The organism is Candidatus Kuenenia stuttgartiensis, assembly GCF_900232105.1.
GTDB classification, from domain to species: Bacteria; Planctomycetota; Brocadiia; order Brocadiales; family Brocadiaceae; genus Kuenenia; species Kuenenia stuttgartiensis_A.
On the sequence record NZ_LT934425.1, the window covers coordinates 4,097,585 to 4,110,559 of the forward strand.

Annotated in this window: 6 protein-coding genes and 1 pseudogene; 5 read left to right on the top strand and 2 right to left on the bottom strand. The window is 40.0% G+C overall.

Annotated elements, in window-relative coordinates; all coding sequences use genetic code 11:
• The first annotated feature begins 330 nt into the window (after window positions 1-330).
• The 5 genes from cimA to speB all read left to right on the top strand — a co-directional run bounded on the left by cimA (window position 331) and on the right by speB (window position 9,268).
• A complete protein-coding gene (cimA, locus tag KSMBR1_RS19040; protein WP_099327126.1) occupies window positions 331-1,902 on the top strand; it encodes a citramalate synthase in 1,572 nt (523 codons plus the stop codon).
• Window positions 1,899-4,667 (top strand): valine--tRNA ligase, encoded by a 2,769-nt coding sequence (locus KSMBR1_RS19045; protein ID WP_230408021.1) that lies wholly within the window; start codon window positions 1,899-1,901, stop codon window positions 4,665-4,667. Before cimA ends, KSMBR1_RS19045 begins: the two co-directional genes overlap by 4 nt.
• A gap of 145 nt (window positions 4,668-4,812) precedes the next feature.
• Window positions 4,813-6,102 (top strand): SUMF1/EgtB/PvdO family nonheme iron enzyme, encoded by a 1,290-nt coding sequence (locus tag KSMBR1_RS19050; protein ID WP_172953501.1) that lies wholly within the window; start codon window positions 4,813-4,815, stop codon window positions 6,100-6,102.
• Window positions 6,103-6,236: 134 nt separating this feature from the next.
• A complete protein-coding gene (locus KSMBR1_RS19055; RefSeq protein WP_099323544.1) occupies window positions 6,237-7,574 on the top strand; it encodes an IS1380-like element ISCku8 family transposase in 1,338 nt (445 codons plus the stop codon).
• Window positions 7,575-8,344: 770 nt separating this feature from the next.
• Window positions 8,345-9,268, top strand: coding sequence for an agmatinase (speB, locus tag KSMBR1_RS19065; RefSeq protein ID WP_099326725.1), 924 nt, complete (start codon window positions 8,345-8,347; stop codon window positions 9,266-9,268).
• A 339-nt stretch (window positions 9,269-9,607) separates the two neighbouring features.
• On the opposite strand, the pseudogene KSMBR1_RS19070 reads toward speB, so the two are convergent.
• Together KSMBR1_RS19070 and KSMBR1_RS19075 are read right to left on the bottom strand one after the other, a co-directional pair.
• Window positions 9,608-10,944 (bottom strand): annotated as a pseudogene (locus KSMBR1_RS19070) (IS1380-like element ISCku8 family transposase).
• A 194-nt stretch (window positions 10,945-11,138) separates the two neighbouring features.
• The gene (locus KSMBR1_RS19075; protein ID WP_099326726.1) at window positions 11,139-12,893 is read right to left on the bottom strand and encodes a multiheme c-type cytochrome; all 1,755 of its coding nucleotides are present in this window, start codon (window positions 12,891-12,893) and stop codon (window positions 11,139-11,141) included.
• Between the last annotated feature and the right edge of the window lie 82 nt (window positions 12,894-12,975).

Here is a 12,975-nt window from a genome sequence, read left to right on the forward strand (position 1 = left end):
CTTAAAGCCCTTGTTTAAAAACAAAAAAGTACTTTGCCGGAAAACGGACATCAACATATAATGATGTAGAGAGAAACCTCGTTAGCCTTTTAAACTTGACAATATATTTTATCATTGATACCATTTAACCTCATTGTAACTTATAGTTATACAATATATTATTTATAACTAATTGCTTATTTCTTAAGCACTTACATAACTAATCACTCTATTTACTTAATCATTTAGTTTTCTCACCAGGCATACTAAAACCTCCCCCCATTTTTCTTATTTTGCTATGGAAAATGGGGGTATTTTTTGTCAATAAAAATTGTAACAACAACACTAATTATGGATAGAATCTTTATATACGATACAACGTTACGTGACGGAAGCCAGGCAGAAGGGGTCTCCTTCTCGTTACAGGACAAATTAGCAATAACCGTCAAGTTAGATGAATTAGGCATAGATTTTATAGAAGGCGGATTTCCCATTGCCAATCCGAAGGACGAATCGTACTTTAAAGAAGTAAAATCTTTATCTTTAAAACATTCCAAAATCGCATCTTTTGGCAGTACAAGAAAAGTTGGGGTGCGCACAGAAGAAGATAAAAATGTGAATGCCCTTCTATTTGCCGAAACCCCTGTAGTGACTATTGTGGGTAAAAGCTGGGATTTTCAGGTCACTGATGTTTTAAAAACTACGTTAGACGAAAATGTAAAAATGGTAACGGATACTATCTTATTTCTTAAATCCAGGAATCGTGAGGTCTTTTTTGATGCGGAACATTTTTTTGACGGATTCAAAAGCAACCGCGGATATGCGTTGAAAGTTATTAATGAAGCCTGTTCCGCAGGCGCAGACGTAATAGTTTTATGCGATACCAATGGTGGCAGTTTGCCTGACGAGATTGCAACCATTGTTGAAGAAGTCAGAAAAAACAATAAGTGCATATTAGGTATTCATGCCCACAACGATGGCGACCTTGCAATTGCAAATACCATTATGGCTGTAAACAAAGGGGTGAGGCATGTACAGGGAACAATCAATGGTATTGGCGAGCGATGTGGCAATGCGGATCTTTGTTCCGTAATCCCTAATCTGGTTTTAAAAATGGGATATCACTGTTTACATAACGATGGCCTTCGGAAATTGACGGAAATATCGCGCTACGTTTATGAAACCGCAAATTTATTGTTTCGCACAAATCAACCTTTTGTCGGGTCAAGCGCTTTTGCGCATAAAGGCGGTTTACATATCAATGCAATTCAAAAAAACAAGGTTACTTACGAACATATCAATCCTGAATCGGTCGGTAACAAAAGGAAAATATTGATCTCTGAACTTTCAGGAAGTGCTACAATTCTTTCCAAAACAGAAAAATTTAATTTAACACACGATACCGCTCTTTTAAGGTCGATCCTCGAAGAAGTGCAAAATCTTGAAAACGAAGGATATCAACTTGAATCAGCGGAAGCCTCCTTTGAATTACTGGTACGAAAGAAAACCGGAAAATATAAACCATTCTTTGAACTTGAAGGTTTCAGGGTAATTGTCGAAAAAAGAGAAAATGGTTTACCGATAACGGAAGCTACTGTTAAAATAAATGTCAATAACACACAGGAACTCACTGCCAGTGAAGGATCTGGTCCGGTAAATGCATTAGATACTGCATTACGAAAAGCATTGGAGAGGTTTTATCCCGTTTTAAAGGACATGAAACTTCTCGATTATAAGGTAAGAGTTATAAATCCCCGCAGTGCAACCGCTGCAAAAGTAAGGGTAATAATAGAATCAAAGGATAAAGAAAACGTCTGGAGTACTGTTGGCGTATCAGGAAACCTTATTGAAGCAAGCTGGCAAGCGCTTGTCGACAGCATAGAATATAAACTTATTAAAGAATATGAAGCAAAACAACTTTGATCCTGCTTTATAAGGCAAATGCGAAAAAATCCTCACTGCTTTTAAAACAAAGACAACTATTCAATATTTTTGCTACAACTATGGAAAACGATTTACCATCACACTACAGTCCAAAAGAAGTTGAATATAAATGGTACCGCTTTTGGGAAGAAAGCGGTTTTTTCCACAGTGAACCATCGTCTTCAAAAAAACCCTACACTATTGTTATCCCCCCCCCGAATGTCACTGGCGTCCTTCACGTGGGCCATGCTCTCAATAATATAATTCAGGATATTTTAATCCGATGGAAAAGAATGCAGGGCTTTAATGTGCTTTGGATGCCGGGAACAGACCACGCGGGAATTGCAACACAAAATGTAGTTGAACGGGAGCTTTCTTCAAAAAATATTAAACGACAGGATATAGGACGTGAACGTTTTATAGAAGAGGTCTGGAAGTGGAAACAGCAATATGGCTCTACTATCATTCAACAATTAAAAAAACTAGGGAGTTCCTGTGACTGGCAGAGAGAGCGGTTTACCATGGATGAAGGCCTTTCCGATGCAGTAAAAGAAACATTTGTAAGACTTTACCGCAAGGGGCTGATTTATAAAGGCAAGTACATGATAAATTGGTGCCCAAGATGCCGCACTGCCCTGGCCGATGATGAAGTTGAACATGAAGAACACGAAGGACATCTATGGCATATAAAATATTCTTTTAAAGAAAATCCACAACAACATATCGTTGTGGCAACAACAAGGCCAGAAACCATGCTTGGCGACGTTGCCGTGGCTGTCAATCCAAAGGATGACCGCTACAAAGATTTTATAGGCAAAACCCTCCTGCTGCCTATATTGGGCAGGGAACTGCCAGTGGTGGCAGACGACTTTGTTAGTCCTTCATTCGGTACAGGCGCAGTAAAAGTAACTCCCGCACATGATCCAAATGACTTTGCAATAGGCATGCGGCATGCCCTGCCTTCAATTGTTGTTATGGACGAAGATGGAACTATGAATATTAATGCGGGAGATTACAATGGACAGGATCGTTTTGAGTGCAGAACCGCATTGGTAGAAGATTTAAAATTAAGAAAGCACATCGATAGAATTATCCCTCACAAACATTCCGTAGGCCACTGTTACCGATGCCAAACCGTCATTGAACCGTATTTTTCGAATCAATGGTTTGTTAAAATGCGCCCTCTTGCAGATGCTGCAATACAAGCGAGTTTAAACAAATCAGTCACTTTTTACCCGGAACGCTGGGAAAAAGTTTATTTAAGCTGGTTAGATAACGTAAGAGATTGGTGTATATCAAGGCAAATCTGGTGGGGACACCGCATACCCGCATGGTATTGCTACGACTGTGGTGCTATTTCCGTTTCAACTGGGGATATAAATCAATGCACAAAATGCAGCAGCCCCCGCCTTAAACAGGACGAGGATGTTCTTGATACATGGTTTAGTTCGGCGCTTTGGCCTTTTTCAACATTAGGTTGGCCCAAAGAAACTCCGGAATTGGCATATTACTACCCAACATCAACCCTTGTCACCGATAGAGGCATTATCTATTTCTGGGTGGCGCGCATGGTTATGATGGGAATTGAGATGGTGAAACAGGTTCCTTTTTCGCACGTATATATTCACGGAACAATTCTCGACGAACAGGGAAGAAAAATGAGCAAATCCCTGGGTAATGGCATAGACCCGCTTCTCATGATTGACCGTTATGGCGCGGACGCCGTGCGTTTCTCAATTATTATTCTTACCACAGAAGGGCAAGACGTCAAACTATCTGAAAGCAAATTCGAGATGGGGAGAAATTTTACCAATAAGCTTTGGAATGCGGCTCGCTTCATATTTATGAATCTAAGTGAAGAAAACCCCGAAGAAATAACCTATGATATAACGACACTTCCGTTTGAAGATAAATGGATTCATAGCCGTTTAAATACTACAATTGAAGAATGCACTGCTTCTTTAGACCAATATAAATTTAACGATGCTGCAATGAAAATGTACGATTTCACATGGCATACATTCTGTGACTGGTATTTGGAAATAGTTAAACATCGTTTAAACAACGCTAACAATAGAATCGACAAAAAAAATGCTCAAACAACTCTTGCAATTATATTTGGCAAAACGTTACATTTACTGCACCCCTTTATCCCATTTATCACTGAAGAACTATGGAATAATTTAACCCGTATTGCTCAGCATAACAAAATTGCACTTCAAATTGGTGGGACAGGTAGTTCTCTTGTAACAAGCCGGTGTCCAATATTCAGTAAACAATTTGCAGATGATACTTCTGAACACATTATGCCTGTCCTGCAGGACATAATAAGAGCTATCAGAAATATACGCAGCAAAATGGATATTAAGGATAAGCAAAGATTAAAGGCAGTAATTTCTTACCCCCGGGATTTTGTATACGGTTTGCATGAACATACAAATATGTTAAAGAGAATGGCGAATCTTGAAGAATTGGATATGGGGATTGAATTGCAGAAACCAAGCCATTCTGCAAGTGAAGTAATTGGAAATCTTCAGGTCTTCGTATTACTTGCCGGCATATTGGACCCGCTTGCAGAAAAAGACCGGCAGTTAAAGCACTTGAAACAATTGGAAAACCATCTGACCATTATACGCCGTAAACTTAATAATGAAAATTTTGTAGCAAAAGCACCACCGCAAATCGTCGAAACAGAACGGAAAAAAGAAGATGATCTACAAGTGCAAATAGAAAAAGTTAAACACATTTTATTAAATATTGGATAACAAAATGAAACAAAAATATGCGCCTTTCACCACGACAACAATTAAATTTTTAAAACTTTTATTAAAAAGAAAACATTGGTTTTTTGTAGTACCTTTCTTTTTGCTATGGTTAAATTTTGTTGCTCTTAAAGCAGATGAACAAATTTTGAATGCAACTATTAAAATGTGCCCGAAATGCAATGAACTTTACCAAAACAACGAAAAGTTTTGCGGGAAAGACGGGACCGTATTGTCAGATACTAACGGCAAGTTAGTATGTCCTGTTTGTAAAAAAGAGGGCTCTGGCAATGAAAAATTTTGTGTTGAACATGGAGAAAAGTTAATACCCATAGAAAGACTCTCTGCGGGAAAAGACCCCGCTGATTTAGAGCGTAACATGTCTCTCGCTGCTAAATATTATCAGGAAGGAAATACGCATTGTGACAACGAATCGTATGATTTAGCTTTAAAATCTTATCTGAAAGCGGAAGAAGTTTATCCCGATCTTCCCGGGCTGCATTATAATATGGGGTGGCTCTATAGTAAACTAGGAGATGTGGACAGTGCCGTTGACCACTTGCAAAAATATATCATTCTCGCTCCTGACAGTAAAGACATTACTGAAGTACGGAGTTACATCGCATTATTAAAACAAGCTCACCAGAAAAAAATTGAAGTTATTGAAAAGTACAAATCGCGAGACGAGGCAATGGAAAAGGCGCTTGAAATTCAAAACAAAAAACATGATACCGTTTTGATACCGGCTGGCAAATTCAGTATGGGGACAAATGAAGCACGCGATGTTTCTCAACCTGAGCATGTCGTATATTTGGATGCGTATGAAATAGATCGTTACGAAATTACAAATGCACAATACTGGGAATTTGTAAAATACATAGAAGAGACAAATGACCATAGCAAATGTTTCAAGGATGAACCAATCGGTAAAGACCACAAACCCAGATATTGGGAAGATGAATATTACAATGTGCCGGATTACCCGGTGGCAAGAGTTGATTGGTATGATGCTTATGCCTATGCCGCGTGGAAGGGGAAGAGACTGCCCACTGAAGCTGAATGGGAAAAGGCTGCGAGGGGATTGGATGTAAGGGCATTCCCATGGGGTAATGAATGGGATCACACAAGATGCAACCTGAGCGGAGAACCCATGCCTGTTGGAAGCGTTGAATCCGGCAAAAGCATGTATGGTTGCTATGACATGAGCGGAAGCGTATTCGAATGGTGTAATGATTGGTTTTCTAGCACGTATTATCAATATTCTCCTTCAATTAATCCGACAGGCCCGGAAAAAGGTGAGCGGAAACTTATTCGTGGTGGCTCACGATTTTCAAGACCTTTTCAAGTCCGTGTTACAGAAAGAAAATCAGAACGGCCTGATTTATTCAATATGGCAATAGGATTTAGATGTGCAAAAGACGTCGAGGTTAAAGAGTAAAAATAATATGTTACCTAAATCCTGCAAACAAGGCAAAGCCTTGTTGCAGGAATAGGATTGAAATGGTAGGATTTCCAAGGTATTCGGCGGTATATTGATAACAAAAAACACCTGAAAGGAGATTCACCATTTCGATGAAGAATATAGCAAAAAAATACAGCAAAAGACAACCGAAAATCAAGGCAGAGATGAGCGGGAAAGGCTTAACGGTACATGCAGGGCTTTTACCGGTATTGAATTTTATGGGTAAGCTGATGTTCCGGGAGAGAGTCCATGAAGCGGTCCATAAGGATCGTGGAGCAAATGCCCGGTATCAGTTTGTCGATGCGGTACAAATGGTAGTGATAGGGTTGATAGCAGGGGCGACATCGATGGTAGAGGTGATGAAGGTGTGTACAGATGAGGTATTGAAGAAGATGTCCGGGTGGAAAGAGGTACCTGTAGATACTACGATAGGACGTATTATGAAGCTGGCGAGTCAGGGAGATATAGTGGAACTGACGGGGGTGATCCACCGGTTTAGGGGAAAGATATGGAAGCGTGCGGTGAGATCAGGCCATAAACTCAGGAGTGCTCTTTGCGAAGTATGGATAGATGTTGATTCTACCGTAGATGGTGTATATGGGAAACAGGAGGGTGCAGAGGTAGGATATAATCCGCACAAGAAGGGGCAGAAGGCGTATCATCCCTTAATGGCATTTATTGCAGAAACAAAGGAGGTATTACATAGTTGGTTCCGCTGTGGAAGCGCCTACACGAGTAACGGAGTAGTAGAGTTCATGAAGGAATGTATGGCGTACATGAATAAGGGGGTAAGGGTGGTATTTCGGGGAGACAGCGGTTTTTTTACCGGAGAATTACTTGAATACCTTGAGTCAATATTGGCGGGATATCTGATTAAGGTAAAGCTGAAGAATCTGGAAGGATTGCTTGAAGGGCAGAAATGGAATGAGGTGAAAGGGGAGCCAGGATGGGAACAGGCTGAATTTTGGTATCGATGTGCAGGGTGGGATCGTGCGAGACGTTTTGTGGCAGTGCGGCAATTGGTCAAAAGAGAAAAGAAATTAGTAGAAGTGTCCGTGTATGAGTATTTTTGTTACGTTACAACGGAGCGGTTAAGTCCGATGGAAGCGCATCGTTGTTATGGAAAGAGGGCTACCTGCGAGACTTTGATAGAAGAGAGTAAAGGACAGATGAATGCGGGGCACATACGTACGGGTGAATTTTTGGCCAATGCTGCGCTATTTCAGTGTGCGGTGTTAGCGTATAATCTTTTGAAGTGGATGGGATTGCTCAGTGGTGGAGTGATACAACAGTGGGAAGTAAAGACGATGAGACTGTGGTTAATCCGTGTGGCAGGGAAACTGGTGGAGAGAAGCCGGCAGATGACATTAAAATTGCCGGAGAAATTTCTCCATCAGGAGGAATGGGAAAAGTGGGAACGCATGTCACTGGATGTAGTTTTTCAGTAGAAAACCGACGTTGTATTTCGTTTTTTTAGTCTTTTGAGAGTGGTAAGTATACCGCAGATGGAGACAGTACATCCCTATCTTGATTTTCATTGCATCAGAGAGCACGTTTCCGACAATTTCCCATGTCTTTTTGTTTAAAGTAGTACAATAGCGCTACCACAATTGCTAAAAAACGGATATCTGTTATCGCTTTTTGCCAATCTTGGTAGTGGAAAATACTGATTTTCGCATTGCGAAAATCGTTTGCAGGATTTAGGTGTAATTATTAAACGCACATTCTCAAACGCCCAGACTTGGGTTAATGAGCCTTGTAGTAACAAAAATCACGATAAATCTTCGCATATAGCATGGGTTAAGACGAATAAATCGTTTCATTCTAAAATCTTGAAATACCTAAACTGGTTGGTTAATCAAAACCAAACAAGCAGAAAACATGAATGGGTGGAACAACAGACTTCACAAATTAAAAAAAATGTAACACTTTATTTTTTTGAAAAATTCCAATAATAACATTGTTTTGCCGCACGGTGTAGGGAGCGAAGCATTTGCATGTTTGGGCATGAACGCAGGTATTCCAGTTATCGCAAATACTTTGCCCCTACGGTCTCAAAAAACTGAAGTGTTACAAAAAAATTAGTATTTCAGATTTCACCTTAAATATTTTGCCAAAAAGCACGCACTGACGAATGGAAGTGTGCTAAAAAATTACTGATAAGGTACTTCGACGTTACATTTTCACTATTAGCGTAACTGAAATATAATCATAGAACATGTTAAAAAAATTAAGAGATTCTGTTTTGTCTTCTGTTCAATTTGGCGCGTTTTGCTACAATTTCAAATCTGAACTTGAAGCATACAATAAATCAAAAGTTATTCTATTTGGGGTGCCCTACGATGGAACCGTTTCATATCAATCCGGCACAAAAAAAGGACCAAATGCTATATTAGATGCATCTGTTAATATCGAACCATACGATGATGAATTGGGAAATATTTTTAAAATCGGAATCTTTACGGTAGGCAATTTAAATATTGAAGAATTTTACACCAATGAAAAAAAAGTTATGGAAGAAATATTTACTTGCAGTAGAAAGGTGATAGATGATAATAAGTTTTTGGTGACCTTGGGTGGTGAGCATTCAATATCCCAAGGTGCGATAAAAGCATATAAAAATAAATATAAAAAATTATCTGTACTTCAGTTAGATGCTCATTTAGATTTATTAAATGAGTTTGGCGGCAGCAAATATAATCATGCGAGTGTAATGAGAAGAGTTGTTGAAGATATAGGCTGCAGAGTAACAAGTTTTGGTGTCAGGGTAACTTCTCAGGAAGAATTGGAATTTGTGAAAAAAAATAAAAAATCTGTGTCGGTATTTTATGCCAGGAATATTTACAACAATGATTTATGGCATGATGAAGCATTGAAAACTTTAGAAGAAAATGTCTATATAACTTTAGATGTTGATGGTTTAGATATTTCTATAATGCCTGCTACCGGTACACCCGTTCCAGGGGGGATTGGGTGGTATCAGACAATAGATTTTTTGAGGAAAGTTTATGAGAAGAAAAATGTTGTTGGATTCGATATTGTAGAGTTAAAACCAAACATAGGGAATGAAGCTCCAAATTTTTTAGCAGCGAATCTTGTTTACAAAAATATTGGTTTTTACAAAAAATATTCCAGACAATAAAATGACAAGACAGTGCCAATAAATAAAGGTATTACGATTTTACCCACTTGAAACTAGAAAGAGCCAAAAATATATTATTACACCTAAATCCTGCAAACGATTTTCGCAATGCGAAAATCAGTATTTTCCACTACCAAGATTGGCAAAAAGCGATAACAGATATCCGTTTTTTAGCAATTGTGGTAGCGCTATTGTACTACTTTAAACAAAAAGACATGGGAAATTGTCGGAAACGTGCTCTCTGATGCAATGAAAATCAAGATAGGGATGTACTGTCTCCATCTGCGGTATACTTACCACTCTCAAAAGACTAAAAAAACGAAATACAACGTCGGTTTTCTACTGAAAAACTACATCCAGTGACATGCGTTCCCACTTTTCCCATTCCTCCTGATGGAGAAATTTCTCCGGCAATTTTAATGTCATCTGCCGGCTTCTCTCCACCAGTTTCCCTGCCACACGGATTAACCACAGTCTCATCGTCTTTACTTCCCACTGTTGTATCACTCCACCACTGAGCAATCCCATCCACTTCAAAAGATTATACGCTAACACCGCACACTGAAATAGCGCAGCATTGGCCAAAAATTCACCCGTACGTATGTGCCCCGCATTCATCTGTCCTTTACTCTCTTCTATCAAAGTCTCGCAGGTAGCCCTCTTTCCATAACAACGATGCGCTTCCATCGGACTTAACCGCTCCGTTGTAACGTAACAAAAATACTCATACACGGACACTTCTACTAATTTCTTTTCTCTTTTGACCAATTGCCGCACTGCCACAAAACGTCTCGCACGATCCCACCCTGCACATCGATACCAAAATTCAGCCTGTTCCCATCCTGGCTCCCCTTTCACCTCATTCCATTTCTGCCCTTCAAGCAATCCTTCCAGATTCTTCAGCTTTACCTTAATCAGATATCCCGCCAATATTGACTCAAGGTATTCAAGTAATTCTCCGGTAAAAAAACCGCTGTCTCCCCGAAATACCACCCTTACCCCCTTATTCATGTACGCCATACATTCCTTCATGAACTCTACTACTCCGTTACTCGTGTAGGCGCTTCCACAGCGGAACCAACTATGTAATACCTCCTTTGTTTCTGCAATAAATGCCATTAAGGGATGATACGCCTTCTGCCCCTTCTTGTGCGGATTATATCCTACCTCTGCACCCTCCTGTTTCCCATATACACCATCTACGGTAGAATCAACATCTATCCATACTTCGCAAAGAGCACTCCTGAGTTTATGGCCTGATCTCACCGCACGCTTCCATATCTTTCCCCTAAACCGGTGGATCACCCCCGTCAGTTCCACTATATCTCCCTGACTCGCCAGCTTCATAATACGTCCTATCGTAGTATCTACAGGTACCTCTTTCCAACCGGACATCTTCTTCAATACCTCATCTGTACACACCTTCATCACCTCTACCATCGATGTCGCCCCTGCTATCAACCCTATCACTACCATTTGTACCGCATCGACAAACTGATACCGGGCATTTGCTCCACGATCCTTATGGACCGCTTCATGGACTCTCTCCCGGAACATCAGCTTACCCATAAATTCAATACCGGTAAAAGCCCTGCATGTACCGTTAAGCCTTTCCCGCTCATCTCTGCCTTGATTTTCGGTTGTCTTTTGCTGTATTTTTTTGCTATATTCTTCATCGAAATGGTGAATCTCCTTTCAGGTGTTTTTTGTTATCAATATACCGCCGAATACCTTGGAAATCCTACCATTTCAATCCTATTCCTGCAACAAGGCTTTGCCTTGTTTGCAGGATTTAGGTAACAAAATAAAATAAAAAAAGGCATCTAAAAAGATGCCTTTTTTTAAAATTATCACTCAATTTAATACATTATTACTGTTGTGATGCATCACGTCTCTTTTTCCAAATAGCAGCGCTAATCATAAGTACTGCAACGCCACCAATAATACTGCCTAAAATACCGGCAAGACCTTTTCTCTTCTTTGACTCCAAAAGTTCGTCTAATTTCTTTAATTTTTTGAGTTGTTCAGCCTGACTCTCTAACTTGTTAATACCCTGATACACCTTTGCTGCTCCATACCACCAGGCTATATCTTGCTGTCCATGAGCAACGCCCTTATATGCATGTGCCTTGTCACCAAACCACATATTTGCATACTCTAATTCTATCTGAGAAGGGTTGTTCTTTCCAGTCATAAATACTCCATACAGCCCCAAAATAGGTCCTATTACAGGCACTTTCCCACCAGTAGTTTTAAAAGCACTGTATACAGCTTCACCTAACAGACCTGGTCCTAGCGCATCAGCAAGAATATCACCAAGCGGAAAGATATCTCTTTTCTTAATAGGTACTTCAAACGCATCAAGCGCTACTATTTCGTCAAGAATACCTTGCGCCCTATCCTGCAACCTCCACATTTCAAACATAAACTCGTCTAAATTCTCCCGATATAACCTTGCAAACCTAGGGCTATGGCACTTACTGCATACATTGACCCACTGCTCAGATCTCTTTTTGTTTTCAGGAGAATAAACGTCTAGTTTATAGTTCATCGGTGGTAAATTAATGCCGTAAGGATAATCTTTTAATGATGATTTATATTCAATCCCTTTAGGAGGAATAGTTCCCATCCTCCATACACCTTTAGTGACAGGGTTATGTGCAAATGTTCCATTTCCCTGGTCAAAATGACAAAACTGACACGTGGGTGTTCTATAATCTTTGCCAGGAACTACCTCAGCCAAAGGCTTTTCCCAGTCCCAGTGTTCACCTTCCATGTGATAAATATATCCCATCTTCGATTCACTATACGTTTCAGCATCCGGATGATCAAAACCCATGTGGCAACTCATACAGGCTTCTGGTCTCCGGCCTTCCGCTGCTGCAAATTTATGTCTTGAGTGACATATGTTGCAACGGTCTGTTGCATGACATAAATCGCAACCGAACTGTGCTGCCGGATAACCTCTTCTAAACATCTCTGGATACCACGGTGGTACCACATTTGCCATAAGGCCGTCAATGTGATTAGGTCTGCCTCGTTCTCTTTCACCCATAAATTCAGTTACTTCTTTTGGGTGACATTCACCACAATGAGCAGGCGTAGGCATATGTAACTCCTTATGATCTTTCCCGTGGCAATCGCTACAGGTGACCTCTTTCAACTCACGACCAATAAGTTTTTCTATTTGTTGTGTCTTTTCGGCAAATTGCGGGGACTTTTTAGGATTCGCGTGTGTCGAATCCTTCCAGTCATTCACAAACCCAGGCGTAACCTCTTCATGGCACGTAACACAATCAGTAGGTTTAAATCTTTCTAAAAGTTGGTCATAATAAGTACCATCTGGTTTCACGTAGTGCCTCCCCGGGAACCAATACATCTGCAATGGCACTGGTTTATATAACTCCATCCAGGGCCCTGCACCCTTTTCCAGCCCAACATTAGCCCCGAGCCAATCCCACATTGGCAATGGTTCATTTGGATATAGAATCTCATAGTAACTGGTTGCTTTTTTTTGTAATTCTTTTAAATTTGCCTCAGCCTTCACTTCTTTAACATTTGAAAAAAAGACACACATTAAAAAAGGGATAGCGATTAGTACCGCTCTCATCCTGTGAAACTTCATTATTTTGCCTCCTCTTCCACTAAATCCAGCATTATAATATTTCGTTTAAAAGATCCGCTTTACTGTTTAACTCTTTGAAAAT